We start from the raw sequence: 19,915 nt of genomic DNA on the forward strand, positions 1-19,915 counted from the left end.
ACGGCTGGCAGGCCCCGGTTGGCGTCGGTATGCTGGTTGTCATTGCGCGGCCCTGACCCTCGGGCTGCAATCGTTTTCAAGGAGAGGCTGTGGAATTTCTTGCCGAGTACGCCAGTTTTCTGGCTAAAACCGTGACTCTGGTGGTCGCCATTGTGGTGGTGCTGGTGACTGTTGCTGCATTGCGTGGCAAAGGGCGCCGTTCTACCGGGCAATTGCAGGTCACCAAGCTCAATGATTTCTACAAGGGCCTGCGTGAACGCCTGGAGCAATCGCTGCTGTCCAAAGACCAGTTCAAGGCACTGCGCAAGCAGACTGCCAAGGCCGACAAAAAACTGAAAAAACAGCCAGAAACCAAGGCTAATGTCTTCGTGCTGGATTTTCACGGTGATATCAAGGCCTCGGCGACAGAAAGCCTGCGCCATGAAATTACTGCCTTGCTGACCCTGGCCAGGCCGACTGACGAAGTGGTGCTGCGTCTGGAAAGTGGTGGTGGCATGGTGCACAGCTATGGCCTTGCGTCGTCGCAATTGGCACGTATCCGTCAGGCAGGCATTCCGTTGACGATCTGCATCGATAAAGTTGCTGCCAGCGGTGGCTACATGATGGCTTGTATCGGCCAGAAGATTATCAGTGCACCGTTTGCAATTCTGGGTTCCATCGGTGTGGTGGCGCAGTTGCCCAACGTCAATCGCCTGCTCAAAAAGCACGACATTGATTATGAAGTGCTGACGGCGGGCGAGTACAAGCGAACGCTTACGGTATTTGGCGAAAACACTGAAAAAGGTCGTGAAAAGTTTCAGCAGGACCTGGATATCACCCATCAGCTGTTCAAGAACTTCGTGTCCAAGTACCGCCCGCAGTTGGCGATTGATGAAGTGGCGACCGGCGAAGTGTGGCTGGGCGTTGCTGCGGTCGATAAACAGCTGGTCGACGAATTGAAAACCAGCGATGAGTATTTGTCCGAGCGGGCCGCGAATGCACAGCTGTATCACCTGCACTATGCCCAGCGCAAAAGTTTGCAGGAGCGTGTGGGTCTGGCTGCCAGCAGTTCGGCGGAACATGTTGTTGACTCATTGTGGAGTCGTTTGACCCAATCACGTTTCTGGTGATTAGTCAGGCGCTGTTGTAAGTGTTACAACAGCGCCTGCGTCTGTGCCTGGTGCGGTAGTTAATTATCGTTTAAAGCATGTTTTTTAATAAATAACCTGATTCTTTATCAAGTATTCAGCCGACTATTTTTTAGTGTTGTCTATAAGCTGAAGGCACGAATCCCTATCGAGCCTTTACCATGACCGATGCTATTAGTTATTCGTTATCAGAGTCTGAACGATCCGTTGTCGACTATGCCCGTCGATTGGCGAATGTGCCGGTTGAAAACCAGCATGAAACCTATATTGCGGGGTTGCTTGCACCCTGGTTTAAATATGCGTCGCCGACGTTGCGCGAAAGATTACTTAACAGTTTCAAATTAGGGCAAATGGCTCAGCGCGAGGTCGCGCGCGTGCTGGCCCAAATCAAGCCGATAGAGTCGTTCGCCGAGCCGTTGCTCAAGGAGGCGCTGAAGGCACGTGGCTGGACAGATGCTGACCCCAAGAGGTATGGCATAAAACAGGTTCGCTTGTTGAGTAATCTGTTGCTGTTTTTTGCTCGGCAACAATTCAGGCTAGTTGATTCTCTGATCCAGCTTGCCTTGCCCGAGAAGTTCACACCTGAGTCATTGGAGCTGAACCTGGTATCGAGCGTCAGTCATCACAGCCTGCTGCAGGCAGCGTTGCAGAACTATGAGGCTTTTGAGGCTGTTGAAGGCGGCTTCGACCAGGGGTCGTGCATTTATGCACTCAGAGGTACGCAGCAGATTGAACAGGCCGAATTAAAGCCCGAAGGTTTTGCGCAGATCTGCCGTGACCTGAACCTGGGTATGCAATATCAATGGCATTTGACGCGTGTGTTTGAACCGGCGGATGATAATTGGCCTGCCGACAATGCCAATTCAAAGGCGTATAAGTTGCAAGCTGTATTTGTTCAGAATCTGCGCCAGGAATTTGCCTGCGCCTTGCATGTGGCCTATATGAAGGCGGAGGTCACGACACAATCATATAACTATATATTGACTTTTTTGATTCCGCCGGGTGCTCTCTTTTCGTATATTCACTCAGGTCATAGCACGCTTCAAATCATGGGCTTTGAGGTTCCCGGAGTTATTGTTTTTTGGCCGCAGAGAAAACCGGCCGAAGAGGCGCAGCCCTGCATACTTTATTTGCCGAACAGTTCCGGCACGGCGTTTCACGAATTCGAGTCGTTTGATTTATTAAAGGCGACGCTGCGCGAGTGGTTAAAAAATAGCGTCTTTGCCACGTATTTCTTTCACTTGGTTCCCTTGCGTTACCGCGCCGAGTTTATGCGGCGCACGGACTTGAAAAATATAACCTGGGATTCGTTGTTGTTACGCCGCCCACCGATCATCAATGAACCTGCATTGATGTCCGAAACCCGGCATCTGCCCAAGTTTGACGATCCATTTTTGATTGCCTGGGGGCTGCAGCTGGCCAAGATTAAAGATGATGCCAGGTTGCTGATCGTCCCCACGGAAGATGAAGACTCTAAAAGTCGTTTGGCACGTCAGGCCTCTTTCTTGAATCTGGGGGTGAGCTTGTTGATGGTTGCGTTGGGTTTTGTCCCGGTTCTGGGTGAGATCTTGCTGGTAACCAGTGTCATGCAACTGGGGGTTGAGGTGTATGACGGTATCAAGGCGTGGCAGCGGGGAGACCGTGCCGCCGCGCTGGAGTACTTGTTCGATGTTGCCGAGAATTTTGCGCTGGCTGCCAGCAGCACTGCAGCGGCAAAAGCACTCAGGCCATCGCCGGTCGTGGATGCACTGGTTGCAGTCACGTCAGTTAAAGGTCAAAAACGATTGTGGCGGCCGGATCTCAGGCCCTACCAATACCCAAACCTTGCGCTGGGTGATGCCGAGCCCGATGCGCGAGGGCTCTATAGCATGGGTAACAAGCAGTTTATCAAGCTGGAAGACAAGGTGTATCAGGTCAAAATCGATGCTGCGACACAAAGGTGTCATATCCAGCACCCAACCGAGCCGTACACCTACACACCACGCGTCAGGCATAACGGCAGCGGTGCGTGGGCGCATGAACTCGATGATCCGATGCAAATGTCGCGCATGCAGTTGTTCCGTCGGTTGGGCCCTGCGGCCCAAGGGTTATCGGACGCTATGGTCGAGCGTGTGCTGGCTGCATCCAATACCAGTGATGATGCGTTGCGCAGGCTGCACATGGATAACCTGCCGCCACCTCCTGCGTTGGCAGACAGCATGAGGCGCGTGCAGTTGAGTCAAATGATCGAACGTTTCATCGTACAAATGCAGCAGGGGGGCAAAGTGTCTACCGATACTGCGCAATTGCAACTGGAGCTGTTGACTCGTCTTGATGGCTGGCCTGCGGACAGAGTTTTACGCGTGGTGAACATGCGCGGGTCCATGGTCATGGAGTACGGGCCTGAAGTGGAGTCTTCGCATCCCCGCCTGCAAGTTACCGAAGCCCAGATCAAGAACGCAGAATTGCTCAAGACCACGCTGGAGTCTTTCTCCTCGGCGCAAATCGAGGTTTTGTTGGGGCAATCTGTCGATGGCCTTGAGCAACAGGAACAGGCATTGGCGCGCCAGTTGGGTCGCTTTGCCCAAGCTACAAAGTCTGACCTGTTCTCGCATCTGTATAAACGGGGCGAGGTGGTGACAGCCCGGATGGAGCTGTTGCAAAAACAGTTTCCGAGTTTGCCGGCAAGTGTGATGGGCGAGTTGATGGATCAACTTGCCCCGGCCGAAATGGCAACAGTGCAGAGCACCGGGCGCCTGCCGCTGCATATTCTGGAAGAGGCGCGCAGCTACACGCAGGTATTGCGTTTGAACCGGGCACTGGAGGGACTCTATTTCGAGGCTCTAAGTAACGTTGATAGCAATACATTGGCATGGCAAACCCTTACCCACTTGCCTGACTGGCCACCCAGTCAGCGCTTGCTATTGCGCGACAGAGCCACAGGTCAAGTACTGAGCTCCGTAGGTAATCCGTTGTCCAGATACAGCCAGGAGATTTTTAAAAGCTCGGGCGAGTACCATTTTTTGGGCCTCGCCACAGATGATATATACAGCAGCCCCTATCTTTGCAGATGTGTGGCCAAAGCCTTGCCGTCTTCCGCGCGTATGTCGCTTGGGCTTCCCGACACTGACCCGGGGGTGTTTTTAAGCTGGAAAATTGCATCCCATGCGGCCGGTCATCGCGCGCAAAGTGCCAATGCGCTGGGGATGCAGCAAGTTAAACCCTGGTTCAAATCGCCCATGCGCCTGGCCGATGGGCGGGCAGGCTACAGGCTCAGCGGTCGCTCAGGCCATGCCGCGCAAGCGAGCAGGCCATTGGTGATAAAGGATCTTGTGATGGATCTTTTTCCGTTGATGAGTGAGGAAACGGTCAGCCAGTTTTTATACCATCTTGAACTTTCACCTGCGTTGACCACCCGGGTACTGGTCAGGCTAAAGGCCGAGCTTCAAACCTTGCGTAACGATCTTGAGCGCTGGGTGGAGTCGCCGGTCTGGAGTCAGCGGCGCAATGGCCCGCGGGTACTGGTGTCGACCCAGGACAAGCGTGCAATCAGCCAGGCTTTGCTCCACGTCTGGCGCCGACAGACCGCAACCGTGAGCGTGGGTGAGCACACCGGATATGTGCTGAACCTCAATAGTTGGCCAGTTGATTGCTTGCCTGAGATATCGGCAGATTTTTCCCATGTCAGTGCACTGCACTTGAGCAACTCACCCAATGGAAAGTTTCCCGGTTCATTTTTGGAAAAGTTTCCCAACTTACGCATCCTGTCCCTGAAAAGTAACCAGCTCAGTGAGTTGCCCGTGGAAATTGCCGGTATGTCCGAATTGGTCAACTTGAACTTGCAGGACAATCATATTGTATTGAGCGGGCGAACCGCTTCGGCTCTGGCGGGACTGACCCGGTTGAAATCTTTGAATTTAACGGGAAATCCCTTGGGCAGGCGTATTTCGGTGACTCGCATGGTTGACCTTGAGCGTTTGTATCTACGCTACAGTGGTCTGCTGACTTGGCCTGAAGGGGTTGAGTCGCTCAGCCACCTGCAGACCCTGGATATGCGTGACAACAATATTAGTCGCATTCCACTGGAGGTTTTGTCACCTGGCAGAACAGCGATCAATAGTGTTACTCACCTGCATGACAATCCTTTGAGTGCCGACTCGTTACGCCGCCTTGATAATTATCGGCGAGAGTACGGCATCAGTTTTGGTATTGCTCCGCGACGTCGGCATGTTGACCAGGTACGCGGCATCTTTCACTGGGCGTCCCGGCCAACGTTCTCAGAGACGCGTGTATGGAACAGCTTGAGGGATATCGCCGGGTCGAGTGATTTTTTTCGCGTGCTGGAAGACCTCAGTGCGTCCTCCCAGTATTTGCATGGACGTGAAAGTTTAAGCCAACGGGTCTGGCAAGTTCTCAATGCCATGCACGATTTCAGCGAATTACGTAACCAGCTGTTTGAGGTTTCAGCCAATCCCAATACCTGCGCCGATGGGATTCCGATGATTTTTTCGGATCTTGAACTTCGTTACCGGATCTTTATTGCGCAAAGCTCGGTCAATGCCGAAGCAGGGCTGCTGCAACTGGCACAAGGACTTCTGCGGATCGAACTGCTGGATAAACATGTACAGGGGGTTGTTGAGGCGCGAATTGCTGCAGTCCATGCCGAGCAATCAGAGTACGTGCGCCAATTGCAGGGCTTGATCGATGAGGTCAGCCCGGATTTTGCATCTGAGCCCTTGGCGAACATGACGGCGGAGGAACAACAGGGTGTGGCCTATCGTTTGGGTTCGGCACAAGCGCTGCGTCTGGCGCAGAGGCTCAGCCCGGCTGATTTGCAGGCGCGAATTGCAAAGGTTGATCCGCTGGAGATACAGATGTTTTATCAGGTCAAACTGGCTGCTGACCTTGGCTTGCCGGCGCGGCCCAAGAGCATGATTTTTGAAAGAGTCGCCAATGTCACGCTCGAGCAGCTTGAAGCCGCCAAGCTGTATGTTTTGACTGAGGATACAGCGCAAGCGAGGATTGCTTACATTGAAAAGCAGGGGTTCTGGGAGCGCTTTCTGGAGAAGAAATACCCCGAGCATTTTCAGTCGGTTGACTCACCGCTGCATGAACGCATGCAGGGGCTTTACCTGGCTAGGGAGAGGCTGTCCAGTCAGGAGTATGTGTCGAAAACCCAAGCTGTAGGGGAAAGTCGTTTGCTGGCCAGGCAAGAACTGATCAGCCAGTTGACCCGTGAAGAAGTTGAAAAACACCCTTTCGAGCAGGAGCAATCTTGACCCTGCGCAGGGTTATGCAGGCGCTGGCCCTGGGTAACCAGGGCCAGCCGCAGCATCAGCGACGACGGAACAGCGGCATCGGCTCGTCGGTTGAAGACTGGTAGGTCACCGAGAAGTCCTTGAGGCCTTCCAGCGCTTCGTAAGGGTCTTTATCGGCACGGATGGCGAATGCGTCAAAGCCACAGCGATGCAGATAGAACAACTGGTCGCGCAGAACATCGCCAATGGCGCGAAGTTCGCCTTTATAACCATAGCGGTCACGCAGCAAACGGGCGTTGGAATAACTGCGGCCATCAGTGAAAGCCGGGAAGTTCAGGGCAATAACCTGAAAGTTCGCCACGTCCTCGCCCAGCTCTTCAGCTTCTTCGTCGCTGTCCAGCCACACGCCCAGGCCGCCGTCGCGGGCCTTTAGTGCGTGGCCGTGTTCGCGCCACATTACCAACGGTACGATCAAGTCGTCGCAGTTGGAGATTTCGTCAAAGCTGGTTTCCTTGGGCAGCAAGTGCCAGGTTTCATCGATGACCTGGTTGTTCTTAATTATTCGCTGCATAGACGCGCTCCTTGAAAGGGTCAATGCCGATACGCTGGTAGGTATCGATAAAACGTTCGTCTTCGGTACGTTTTTCAACATAGACGTCGATCAGCTTTTCAATCACATCCGGCATGGCGTCCTGGGCAAAGGACGGGCCCAGAATCTTGCCGAGACTGGCATCACGGCTGGCACTGCCACCCAGGGATACCTGATAGAACTCGGCGCCTTTTTTATCTACGCCGAGAATACCGATATGCCCGACGTGGTGGTGACCACAGGCGTTCATGCAACCGGAAATGTTCAGATCCAGTTCGCCAATATCGAACAGGTAGTCCAGGTTTTCAAAGCGGCGCTGGATCGATTCGGCAATCGGGATCGACTTGGCGTTGGCCAGGGAGCAGAAGTCACCACCAGGGCAGCAGATCATGTCGGTCAGCAAACCGATGTTGGGCGTGGCGAACCCATTTTCGCGCAACTCGCCCCACATGGTGAACAGCTGGCTCTCTTCGACATCGGCCAGGATAATGTTCTGCTCGTGGGAAGTACGCAGTTGGCCAAAGCTGTAACGGTCGGCCATGTCGGCGATGGCATCCCACTGCTTGTCGGTCACATCGCCCGGGGCTACACCTGTAGGTTTGAGCGACAAAGTAACGGCGACATAGCCCGGTTTTTTGTGGGCCAACGTGTTGCGTACGCGCCAACGGGCAAAACCCGGGTGCTGCTTGTCGAGTTCGGCCAGTTCGGCGCCGAAGTCGGGCAGGGCTTTGTAGTCAGGATCGACGAAGTGCTTGGCGATACGCTGCACTTCGGCTTCGGTCAGGGTGTTCGAACCGCCGCGCAAGTGAACCATTTCGGCCTCAACACGCTCGGCGAACACTTCAGGCGTCAGCGCCTTGACCAGAATCTTGATCCGCGCCTTGTACTTGTTGTCACGACGGCCATAGCGGTTGTAGACACGCAGGATGGCCTCGAGGTAGCTCAACAGGTCTTGCCACGGCAAGAACTCATTGATGAAGGCACCGATTACCGGGGTACGGCCCAGGCCGCCACCTACCAGTACACGGAAGCCCACTTCGCCGGCGTCGTTGAGCACCGGCTCCAGGCCGATGTCATGCACTTCAATGGCTGCACGGTCAGATGTCGAACCGTTGATTGCAATTTTGAATTTGCGTGGCAGGTAGGCGAATTCCGGATGGAAAGTCGTCCACTGACGCACGATTTCGCACCAAGGGCGCGAATCGATCAGTTCATCCGCAGCAACACCGGCGAACTGGTCGGTGGTGACGTTGCGCAGGCAGTTGCCGCTGGTCTGAATGGCGTGCATCTGCACGGTGGCCAGTTCTTCCAGGATGTCCGGGATGTCTTCCAGCGCAGGCCAGTTGAATTGCACGTTCTGGCGGGTACTGATGTGGGCATAGCCCTTGTCATAGTCACGAGCGATTTTGGCCATCATTCGCGCCTGACGCGAAGTCAACTGGCCATAAGGCACAGCGACCCGCAGCATTGGGGCAAAGCGTTGAACATAAAGGCCATTTTGCAGGCGCAGGGGGCGGAACTCTTCTTCGCTCAGCTCACCTGCCAGATAGCGTCGGGTCTGATCCCGGAACTGCTTGACGCGGTCCTCGATGATCTGCTGATCGTACTCGTCATATACGTACATATAGGTCCTGTTCTCAGGCTGCTAACAGCTTATCTGCGCGCACGGCCGCGCACTCCCCAAGGAGCGGGGCACGATACCAGTTTGTAGTTATGCGCAAAAGTGATGTTTAAGCATATGCAAAGAACCAAAACGACTATAAGCGTTTGATTCTCAATCCCTTGCTTGTGGAAAGGGCATTGCTGGACTTAACTGTTTTAAGGACTTCAAGCAATCACCCATAAAACCGAAAAAAGGCGATGCGATGAGTACTCCAGTCAAAGCGCGTAAAAGCGACAGCAAGGTCGATGCATGGGCCATTTTCTTCCTGATCATTCTGGTGGTTTCTACTGCCGTGTACTGGGTCAGCCACCAGTAGCAAGCGTGCAAGGTCGAGGCTGATCAGGCGGATGTAGCCGCTAAAGAGCTTGTCGACATTACCTGGCGCCGCCCTCGCTGCCGTTGGCATGCTCAACAATGCCAACGTTGTGCATGGCCCCCAGGCCTTCGCGTGCCCGGCACTCAGGTACGCGCCGCCAATTTGCCTCCCTAAACCCCCGCCAGATGAACCACCAGCGTGACGATCCCGTACAGGGTCAAGGCAAACACCAAGGTAAATAGCAGCCCCATGATAAGGAAATGGGAGGCTTTTCCGTGGGAAAAATCCCGAGTCCTGTTTTTTCCGCTTTGCACGCCAAAGGCAGCGGCCATGACGCTGTGCAGCATTTGCCAGAAGCTCGGCGGCTTGTTGTCGGCAGGATCGTTCATAGATGCCTCGGCTGTCTGAGGTTGGAACGGCTACATCCCATAGCGTAGTCAACTTCAAGGCCCATTAACTATCTACCACCCATGCCCGGGCACTGTCGGTTGTACTGAGGCGCTCATTCACATGCGTTTCAGGAAGAAGCCGGTCATGGAAAGTTCGTACATTGTCTCGGGGCCGGGGCCCCACGCAGCCTTCATAAAATCCAGAATACCCGCCTGGGTCAAACACAGCGCTGTGGCAGATATCAAACGCCTCAAGCCGGGATTGTTTCCGGCGCATGCTTCAGAGGCTGGAGCAGCCGATGGGCTCGACCGCGCACCACGGTGGCTGCGTCAGGCCCTGCTCGACAGCCAGGCTCGCAGCCGGGCTGCCAATCAGGCCTTGGCCAGGGCACTGAAAGGCCTGCAGGGGATCACCCAGTTTGCCGAGCCCCGCTTGCAGGAGGCATTGCACAGTCACCTTGGCCAAGGCCGGGCAATGGACGTCAACACAGACCGGCTGTTTTATCTGCGCCGCAATCAGCCCGTGCGCCAACACAGCCTGTTACAGGCTGCCTTGCTCAACTTTGACGGCAGTGAAGATTTTTCCCAAAGGGTCGCAGGACAACTTAGCGCGTTGGCGCCGCAGGGCGCTTTGCCTGTCGAACGGTTCCAGCCAGACAAGGGCCCTGATCAACTGGCCATTGTGTCGGACACCCTGGTGCATGGTTCTGGGGTTGTGGCACACAGATTCCGACAGGAGTTGGAAAGTCTTCGGCCGGTTCCCGGTTTTGCTTACCGCGAAACATTACCCATGTCACCCGAAGTGTTCTCACAGCTGTGCAGATCCCTGGATTTGGGGCAGCAGTACCAGGCCCATCTGCAGGCGGTTTTTGCTCCACCAGCGGTGCGCGCTCTAATGATCCGGGCGCAAAAAGCACTGCTGGCCGTACGCTTGCATCGGGCACTGCTGCAACGGCATATCACTGACTCTGGTTTTGCCATGATCAGTACGTTGCTGGAGGAGCAACCGCGCGTGTCGTTATATGCAAAACCTGTAGTGTTCAGCCAGCTCCAGCTCTATGGCCAGGTCTTGGACGAGGTGTTGATTATCGGCCCGGATCGTTCCAGGTGGCCGGTTCTGGAATGGGAGCGCACCGGATTGAGCGGTGTGCCGCTGATGAAAAAACCTGAGGTTGAGCCCGTGGTGGTCTATATCCCGGGGGCACCGTTCTCGGCACTCAAAGAATACCCCTCGCTGGAAGCATTTCAGTATGAGCTGGGTCTGAATTTGCGTCTGCCCGCGTATCAGCAGCTGTTTGCCAGTCTGGTCCCCCAAGGGAACGGCGCACTTTTTTTGCAGCGATTGAATCATCAGTTGTACAAGACCACGCCTGATCCGAGAGGTATCGAGCCAGCAGATTATGTTGATGAGGTGGACCTGAAGCTGGAGCTGGTAAGCATCGAAACGTCATCAGCAGGGCTGTTCACGGCCCTCAATACCCTTCATCTGGACAGGCTCAAAGCCAATGCCCGGGCACTTGCAGTGCCCACAGCCGATGCCGACAGCAAGCGCTTGCAGCAGCGTCTTGATGACTACCTTGGCCTTGGTCTTGATGTGTTGAATGTGGCAGCGTTTTTAATCCCCGGTGCAGGGGAGGTCATGATGGCAGTGATGGCTCTACAGATGAGTATGGACATCTACCAGGGCATCGAGTCGTGGCAGGCAGGCGATGTCGAGGATGCCTGGTCGCATGTGGAGTCCGTTGCGCTGAATATCGTGCTGAGTGGTGCAACAGGGGTTGCAGGCCACTTAGCCAGTGGCAGGTTGGCGACTGAGTCCGCCGGGATCGACAGGTTCAGGCAAATCGTCTTGCCCAACGGTGAAACCCGTCTGTGGCGGCCCGAAATCGAGGCCTATCAATGCCAGTTGCCGCTCAATACCCGGCTTGAGCCCAATGCTCTGGGCCAGTATCGGGCAGACGGCAAAACCTGGGTCCAGGTGGGCCGACAGTTCTACGAGCAGGCCTTCGATCAGCAGCTTAATGCCTGGAGGATAAAGCATCCGAGCGACGAAAATGCTTATCAGCCAATCCTCATGCATAACCATGAAGGAGCCTGGCGTCTCGAGCATGAACAGCCCTTGCAATGGGAGCGCCCGACTTTGCTGCGTCGACTGGGGCACGTGACCCGCATGTTCGATGATGAAGAACTGGGGCAGATCGGCGACATCAGTGCTGTCAGTGACGAAACCTTGCGCAGGGTGCATGTGGACTGCCTGCCCGTGCCTGCTTTGTTGAGGGACACATTGCAACAATACCGGGTTGAGCGGGAGCTGGGCATGCTGGTCGATGGCACAAGAGCGGGCAAGCACGCACTGCTTGCCCGTCTGACCGGCACAGGCCGGACGGCTCTAGCCAATGTCGAATTAGTACGTCGACGATTTCCCATGCTGTCTGAGTTTGCGGCTCAGGAAGTGCTTGAGCTTGCCGGTGAGAATGATGTGGCACGCCTGCGCCGGACAGGTCGGGGGTCGAGGCGGCTGGACCGGCTGGCGCGTGAGTACGCGCAACAGGGCCGTTTGAACCGGGCGCTGGCCGGCCTGTATGTGCCGGGGCTGGCGAATGTCGACAGTGAGCGTCTGGCCATTGAGGCAATGTTGCACCTGAGCGCCAGTCAAAGCGTCGTCAGCCCGGCTGCAGTGGCTCGCTACGCCACTTCGCATCGCAGGGAAATGGCCCGCACGCTGAAATTGCATCCTGTGGCAGCAAGACCCGCCTTGCAGAGAATCAATGGTCGGATCGGCTATGCCTTGTCGGGCAAATGGGCAGCCTTTGACGTAAGTCCGTCGTTGATAAGCCGTGTGCGCGATATTTGCCCGCAGATCAGCGACGAACAGGCCGAGGCCTATGTGCGCAAGCGCATCGACGACGGAGAGTCTGCCCAGCATATATTCGATTTTCTAGCCAGTCGCCAACGTGAGCTGGACACATTGCGTACCACACTGGAGCAGTGGTCGAGCGCAGCCAACGGGCCCTTTAACCAACGGATGCGGCGCTTGACGGCTGACAGGCTGGTAGGTTGTTGGCGGGAGGGTGTACTGAGTCGTATTGAACCTTTTGCTTATCTGGATCTTGAATTTGACCTTAGCTGGGCGAGTGAATTTCCTGTACTGGACGCTGACTTTTCCCATGTGCGGACATTGCGGCTGAGCGCCGACCTGATGGTGAGCGAGCCCGATGCCGGATTTGTCAAGCGCTTCCCCAGCGTGGAGCGCCTGGAAATAAGCCTTCAGCGATCACAGATGATGCCCGTTGCCGATGCATTGGCGCAGTTGCCCACGGTCAGCGAGCTGTCACTGGAAGCCGACTGGCAGGGCTTGACCCGTGAGTTCATGGACCGGCTGACAACCCTTGGGCAGATCGAATGCCTGTCTGTGCAGGGGGCACTGGAAACGCTGGATGTCAGTGGCTGGCCGCGGCTGCGGCAATTGCAGGTCAAAGGACGACTTGTTCAGTGGCCAGCAGGCCTGTTGGATCTCACTGATCTTGAAACCCTGGACCTGTTTGGAACTTCGATAACAACGTTGCCCGATGAGCTGTTCACCGGACATCAGCAGTTATGGGCGGGCTTGCTTCTGGATTGGTCAGGCATTGAGCCGTCAACGGCCATAAGAGCCTACGAGCGCCTGCGTACCCATCCTGTGCGAACGGTGGATCTGGAGAAATGGACAATCGCTTACTGCACAGGTTGCCTGACCCGTTTCATGCCCCATGACCGACTGTTTGCCAGTACGGTAATTGCGCGGTGGATCCTTGGCGAACAAGCCGTGGCTGAGCTGATGCGGCGCGTTAACGGCTTGCATGAAGAGCACTACAGGTTTTCCGAGGCTCTGGAGGCCTGGGTATCTCAGGATCCTGAGACGACGCAAACGCTGTTGCGCAGGCAAGCGGCTGACAAGATTCAGCGCTGCTGGCGTGCTGGAATTTCACCCCGACTGGGGTTGGAGGATGCTGGCGCCGGGCCTTCCTGGCGGGTCAGTACTGTAAATCAGGAGCTGGATCTGGCAGACGAAATAATCAGTTCTCTGCCACCTGTGCCGGGGGGGCAGGCGTTTGCCCACGTCCATCGTCTTAACTTGAGCGAGCTGGAGGTGGCTGTCGAGGAAATGGATCGGTTTCTGCAGGCGTTCGGCCAGCTCCGGGAGTTGGACCTGAGCCGCAACGGCCTGGATTTGCTGCCAAATGCTCTGGGTGATTTGCGCCAGCTCACAGACCTCAACCTGGCGCACAACGAGTTGGTGATGAGCCCCTCGTTGCAGATGCACTTGAGTGGCCTGCGTGGGCTCGTGCGCTTGAATCTGCAGGGCAACCGGGTGACAGCGCTGGATATCGGGGCGCTGACCAAGCTGGAGTCGCTTGATCTCAGTCATACGGCCATTCGCAGCTGGCCAGCCGGGGTTTTTGATCTGCCCCGGTTGCGGTTTCTGGATATGAGCAACAGCGCAATCAGGACGGTCCCTGCGACGGCTCTCGTGGGTCATGAGGCACTGATGCAGGGGGTGAAGTTGAATGGTTGCCAGCTGGATGCGCAAAGCTGTGCCGATTTGCTGGCTTATGCCCAACGTTCGGGACGCGACACGGCAGGCAATATAGCGATCGGATTACTGGCAGCACGCAGGACCGGGGGAACGCCCGAGTTTTTCCCTGCCATTGTCGCTGACAGGCCTGACCTGTTGTTGGCGGCCGCTCCAGTATTGAAGACGGATGAAGTCTTGTTGAGCCCCGCACCGATATTTCAGCCCGGTGCCCCGGAATTGAACCGCACCACCCTGCTGCAAAGGATCCATCCCGATCTGAGCCTGCATGATGCAGTGCAATACCTTGAACAGATGCAGGCCCGTGGCATGGGTGTGCTGGAAATCGACGCCCGGCTTGCCGAGTGGAATCACCAATACGACGCTCTGGTCCAGCGCCTGAATGGCTGGATCAATATTCCGGGCCACAGGGAAAGCGGACGCTGGGTCAGTGCCGTCGATCGCAGGCGTGCGGCTGACAGGATCATGCAGGCCTGGCGCGATGGGCTGGAGACCGTCACAACGGCGCAGCCCGAGTCTGTGCATACCCTGGACTTCTCGGACCTGTGCCTGGGGGATATACCGCCGCTGAATGTGTTCCAGACGCATATCACCACACTGAACCTCAGCGGTGTACGCATTACTGCCGGGGGCTCGCAAGGGTTTATCCGCGAATTTCCCGGCTTGCGTACCTTGCACCTCAATAATAATGAGCTGACCCGTTTGCCGGAGGGAATCGGCTCGCTTGAAAACCTCACCCGGCTGGAGGCTGCCCACAACCGCTTGCAGGACGAGGAGGGCTTGAGTCGTCAGTTGCAATCACTGGCGCACCTGGAATGGCTGGATCTGAGCTACAACAGGCTCGACACATTTGACCTTACTGGCATGAGCGAATTGCAAACCCTGAACCTGAGGGGGAACAGGCTGATGCGCTGGCCGACCCGGGTACTCACAACCCCGACCCTCAGAACCCTCAACCTGAGCAACAACCAGATCGATACGATCCCTGTTGAGCTGTTTGAGGGCGATAACGACGCATTGATGGCTCATACTGATTTGTCCCATAACCTGCTCTCCACATCAGGCTATGCAACCTTAAGAGACTACAGGAGCTTTTCGGGCAATGACCTCGGATGCTCCCTTGAGGACATTGAAGACGGCCTGGCCTTCTCCGATAACGCTTCGCTCAGCAGTGATGAGCCTGAGTACGGGGCCGCTGGTGTCGACGAAAACCTCGATCATCTGGAGCACCTGACACCCGAGCAACTGGCCGAGCAAAAGGCCCGCTGGTGTGTGGGGGAGCCGCAAGGCTCGCCGAGGCCAGTGATCTGGGACGACCTGCTGGCGCAAAAGGAGAGCAGGGGGCTGTTCTATTTGCTGGATCAGCTGCAATTCACCCAGGACTATATCCAGGACAGACCGGGCCTGACCCGGCGGGTCTGGAATGTACTGCAGGCAGCTGCATCCGATAGCCAGTTACGCGACGAGCTATTTATCATCGGTCATTCCGATGTGACCTGTGGCGATGGTCGAATCCTGCTGTTCAGCGATCTGGAAGTGAAGGTGTTTGAGTTCAATGCCCTGCGCTCAGTGGTGGCTGGCCAGGAAGGGCCTGCGTTGCTCGAGCTGGGCCGGCGCCTGTTTCGCTTGGGGCAAGTGGAGGAGGTCGCGCAATTTGCCTATCAATCACGCCGTGGAGCGGACGCTGCGGAGGTTCGACTGGCCTATCGCATTAGCCTGAGCGAGCGCCTCGACCTGCCTGCGCAGCCCAGGGGCATGCAATACAGCCATGCGGCGAAAGTCACTGAGCAAGAGATTGAAAGTGCTTATTTGAAAATAAAGGCAGCCGAAAATTCTCCGGCCTTTATGGAGCAGTTGATCCTGCAGGGCTACTGGATCAATTACCTCAAGCGCCAGTATCCAGAGGAATTCCTGGCTCTGGAGGAACGTTTTGAAGTGGAGCATAAAGCGCTGGAAGACCGACATGCCGATCTCGGGGAGGTGTATCAACAGGAGCTTGGCGCTCTGGATGAGCGCAAGCGCAGCGAAGAGCAACTTTTGCGTGAACGTCTCTCGGGAGAGGTTCTCGCAACGCTGTCCACGCAGCCTGATTAACCCATAGTGACTGTCGTCGTTGCCGGACATTGCGATCGATTGGTCATCGATCGCATCCGGCAGCGACTGCAGGGTGTCGGAAGCGTTGCTACCTGTTAGTTATCATACCCCAGGTTTGGCGCCAGCCAGCGCTCGGTCACGCTCAAATCTTGCCCTTTGCGCGCCGTGTAGCTTTCGATCTGGTCCTTGTCGACCTTGCCCACCGCAAAGTACTGCGCTTGCGGATGTGCGAAGTACCAGCCGCTAACCGCTGCCGCCGGGAACATGGCGTAGTGCTCGGTCAGGAACACGCCGCTTTTGCCCGCACGCATCTCTTCGGCCTCCGGATCCAGCAGCTTGAACAGGGTGGCTTTCTCGGTGTGGTCCGGGCAAGCCGGGTAGCCGGGAGCAGGGCGGATACCGCTGTATTGCTCCTTGATCAGCTCTTCATTGGCCAACTGCTCATCCTTGGCGTAGCCCCAGTAGCGGGTCCGCACCTGCTGGTGCAGCCACTCTGCGCAGGCCTCGGCGAGACGATCGGCCAGGGCCTTGACCATGATCGAGTTGTAGTCGTCCCCCGCGTCCTGATACGCCTTGGCCACTTCTTCGGCACCGATGCCTGCGGTAGTGATAAAACCGCCCACGTAGTCGGTCACGCCGCTGTCCTTGGGTGCGACAAAGTCGGCCAGGGAGAAGTTCGGCTTGCCGTCGGTCTTGATGATCTGCTGGCGCAAGTGATGCAGTTTGGCCAATGGCTGGCCATCGTCACCGTACAGTTCCAAATCGTCATCGTTAACCTGATTGGCCGGCCAGAAACCGAACACTGCCCGGGCGCTGATCAGCTTCTCGTCGATCAGTTTTTTGAGCATTTCCTGGGCATCGGCATACAGCGCCGTGGCCGCTTCGCCGACGACTTCGTCGGTGAGGATGCGCGGGAATTTTCCAGCCAGGTCCCAGGAAATAAAGAACGGCGTCCAGTCGATGTACTCGGCCAGTACCTTGAGGTCGATATTGTCCAGTACCTTGGCACCGGTGAAGGTCGGTTTGACCGGCTGGTAGCCGGCCCAGTCGAACTGCGGTTTTTTGGCGATCGATGCCGGGTAGCTCAGGCGCTCGGTGCGGGCACTACGATTGGCGGTGCGTTCGCGGACCTCAACGTACTCTTCGCGGGTTTTCTGAACAAAGGCCGGTTTCAGTTCCTTGGACAGCAATTGCGTGGCCACGCCCACGGCGCGAGAAGCGTCGGTGACATAGATCACGGCATCGTTCTGATACTTGGGTTCGATCTTGACTGCGGTGTGCGCCTTGGATGTAGTCGCACCGCCGATCATCAGTGGCAAGTGGAAGTTCTGACGCTGCATCTCGCGGGCAACATGCACCATTTCATCCAGCGACGGCGTGATCAGGCCGGAAAGGCCGATAATGTCGCACTTCTGCTCTTTGGCTACCTGCAGGATTTTCTCTGCCGGCACCATCACGCCCAGGTCAACGATGTCGTAGCCGTTACAGCCAAGCACCACGCCGACAATATTCTTGCCGATGTCATGCACGTCGCCCTTGACCGTGGCCATCAGGATCTTGCCCTTGGCTTCCGGTTTGTCGCCTTTTTCCAGTTCGATAAACGGGATCAAGTGGGCCACGGCCTGTTTCATCACGCGGGCAGACTTGACCACCTGGGGCAGGAACATTTTGCCCGCACCGAACAGGTCGCCGACGATGTTCATGCCCGACATCAGCGGGCCTTCGATCACTTCGATCGGGCGCTTGAACGACAGGCGCGACTCTTCGGTGTCTTCAACGATATGGGTGGTAATGCCCTTGACCAGTGCATGCTCCAGACGCTTGTTGACGTCCCAGCTGCGCCACTCTTCGGTTTCGGCTTCCTTGACGCTGCCATCGCCCTTGTACTTGTCGGCAATCGCCAGCAGGTTGTCGGTGGCATCCGGGGTACGGTTGAGCACCACGTCTTCCACGGCATCGCGCAACTCGGCCGGGATCTGGTCATAGATTTCCAGCTGGCCGGCGTTGACGATACCCATGGTCAGGCCGTTGCGGATCGCATACAGCAGGAACACCGAGTGGATCGCCTCACGAACCGGGTTGTTGCCACGGAACGAGAACGATACGTTGGATACACCGCCCGAGGTCAGGGCATAGGGCAGTTCGTCGCGGATATAGGCACAGGCATTGATGAAGTCCACAGCGTAGTTGTTGTGTTCTTCAATGCCGGTGGCCACGGCAAAGATGTTCGGGTCGAAAATGATGTCTTCCGGCGGGAAGCCCACTTCGTTGACCAGAATGTCGTAGGAGCGTTTGCAGATTTCTTTTTTGCGCGCCTCGGTGTCGGCCTGGCCGGCTTCGTCGAAAGCCATCACCACCACGGCGGCACCATAGCGTTTGCACAGTTTGGCGTGATGAATGAACTGCTCGACGCCTTCTTTCATGCTGATCGAGTTGACGATGCCCTTGCCCTGGATGCACTTGAGGCCCGCTTCGATCACTTCCCACTTGGAGGAGTCGATCATGATCGGTACGCGGCTGATATCCGGCTCGCCGGCGATCAGGTTGAGGAAGGTCACCATGGCCTTCTTCGAGTCCAGCATGCCCTCGTCCATGTTGATGTCGATGATCTGCGCACCGGCTTCAACCTGTTGCAGGGCCACTTCCAGGGCTTCGGTGTAGTTGTCTTCGCGAATCAGCCGGGCGAAGCGGGCAGAACCGGTGATGTTGGTTCGCTCGCCGACGTTGACGAACAACGAGCTGCGATCGATGGTGAACGGTTCAAGCCCGGAGAGACGGCAGGCCTTTGGAATGTCCGGGATCGGGCGCGGAGCATAACCGGCTACGGCGTTGGCGATGGCCTGGATATGCCCCGGCGTGGTGCCGCAGCAACCGCCGACAATGTTGAGGAAACCGCTCTGGGCGAACTCTTCAATGACCTTGGCGGTTTCCGCCGGCAGTTCGTCGTACTCGCCGAATTCGTTGGGCAGGCCGGCGTTGGGGTGCGCCGAGACGTAGGTGCTGGCCTTGTTCGACAGCTCTTCGAGGTACGGACGCAGTTCGCTGGCACCCAGGGCGCAGTTCAAACCCACGGAAATCGGTTTGGCGTGGGCCACCGAGTTCCAGAACGCTTCGGTGGTCTGGCCCGACAGGGTACGCCCGGAGGCGTCGGTAATGGTGCCGGAAATCATGATCGGCAACTCGACACCCAGCTCTTCGAAAACGCCCTGTACGGCGAAAATCGCGGCCTTGGCATTGAGGGTGTCGAAGATGGTCTCGATCAGGATCAGGTCGGCGCCGCCTTCGATCAGGCCTTTGCTGGCTTCGGTGTAGTTCTCCACCAGCTCATCGAAAGTCACGTTGCGGTAGCCGGGGTTGTTTACGTCCGGGGACAGCGAGCAGGTGCGGCTGGTCGGGCCCAGTACACCGGCAACAAAGCGTGGTTTGTCCGGGGTTTCCAGCGTTTTGGCATCAGCCACCTTGCGCGCCAGGCGGGCGCCTTCTACGTTTAGCTCGTAGGCCAGTGCCTGCATGCCGTAGTCGGCCTGGGAAACCTGGGTAGCATTGAAGGTGTTGGTTTCGAGAATATCGGCACCGGCATCCAGATAGGCCTTTTCAATCGAGCCGATCACGTCGGGGCGGGTGAGCACCAGAAGGTCGTTGTTACCCTTGACGTCGCTCGGCCAGTCGGCGAAGCGTGTGCCACGATAGTCGTGTTCCTCTAGACGGTAGCTTTGGATCATAGTGCCCATGCCGCCATCGAGAATCAGAATGCGCTCTTTGAGGGCTTGCTGAAGTGCTTGGAGACGAGCGCTGCGGTCAGACATAGGACTACCTGTTAGAGCCATGCAAAAGATGCGAAATCATAACAAACCTGCGTGGGATTTGAGCGTCTGCTGTTTTACATGAATTTGATTCATGCTCCGACGTTTGTTCGACAGGTAGAAT

The 19,915-nt window shown here is 56.5% G+C and carries 7 protein-coding genes; 3 read left to right on the plus strand and 4 right to left on the minus strand.

The window, feature by feature from the left end; genetic code table 11:
- Nucleotides 1-89 precede the first annotated feature (89 nt).
- Nucleotides 90-1,109 (plus strand): protease SohB, encoded by a 1,020-nt coding sequence (sohB, locus tag GHO42_RS04830; protein ID WP_095000406.1) that lies wholly within the window; start codon nucleotides 90-92, stop codon nucleotides 1,107-1,109.
- 179 nt (nucleotides 1,110-1,288) lie between these two features.
- Nucleotides 1,289-6,385: an NEL-type E3 ubiquitin ligase domain-containing protein gene (locus GHO42_RS04835; RefSeq protein ID WP_153326167.1), complete on the plus strand. Its 5,097-nt coding sequence runs from the start codon at nucleotides 1,289-1,291 to the stop codon at nucleotides 6,383-6,385.
- A 55-nt stretch (nucleotides 6,386-6,440) separates the two neighbouring features.
- Here the strand turns inward: GHO42_RS04835 and GHO42_RS04840 are convergent, their stop codons facing one another.
- The 3 genes from GHO42_RS04840 to GHO42_RS04850 all read right to left on the minus strand — a co-directional run bounded on the left by GHO42_RS04840 (nucleotide 6,441) and on the right by GHO42_RS04850 (nucleotide 9,321).
- Entirely contained in the window at nucleotides 6,441-6,935 is a 495-nt protein-coding gene (locus GHO42_RS04840; RefSeq protein ID WP_095000404.1) for a DUF934 domain-containing protein, read from the minus strand.
- Nucleotides 6,919-8,577, minus strand: coding sequence for a nitrite/sulfite reductase (locus tag GHO42_RS04845; protein WP_016781107.1), 1,659 nt, complete (start codon nucleotides 8,575-8,577; stop codon nucleotides 6,919-6,921). Before GHO42_RS04845 ends, GHO42_RS04840 begins: the two co-directional genes overlap by 17 nt.
- 525 nt (nucleotides 8,578-9,102) lie before the next feature.
- Nucleotides 9,103-9,321: a DUF2970 domain-containing protein gene (locus GHO42_RS04850; protein ID WP_095000403.1), complete on the minus strand. Its 219-nt coding sequence runs from the start codon at nucleotides 9,319-9,321 to the stop codon at nucleotides 9,103-9,105.
- 145 nt (nucleotides 9,322-9,466) lie between these two features.
- Here GHO42_RS04850 and GHO42_RS04855 point away from each other — a divergent pair, with 145 nt between their 5' ends.
- Nucleotides 9,467-15,988 (plus strand): NEL-type E3 ubiquitin ligase domain-containing protein, encoded by a 6,522-nt coding sequence (locus tag GHO42_RS04855; protein ID WP_153326169.1) that lies wholly within the window; start codon nucleotides 9,467-9,469, stop codon nucleotides 15,986-15,988.
- A gap of 95 nt (nucleotides 15,989-16,083) precedes the next feature.
- On the opposite strand, the gene metH is transcribed toward GHO42_RS04855, so the two are convergent.
- Complete coding sequence (gene metH, locus GHO42_RS04860) at nucleotides 16,084-19,794, minus strand: methionine synthase (protein ID WP_153326171.1); 3,711 nt, start codon at nucleotides 19,792-19,794, stop codon at nucleotides 16,084-16,086.
- Between the last annotated feature and the right edge of the window lie 121 nt (nucleotides 19,795-19,915).

This window comes from Pseudomonas sp. FSL R10-0056 (genome assembly GCF_009600105.1).
In the GTDB taxonomy this organism is placed as follows: Bacteria; Pseudomonadota; Gammaproteobacteria; order Pseudomonadales; family Pseudomonadaceae; genus Aquipseudomonas; species Aquipseudomonas bubulae.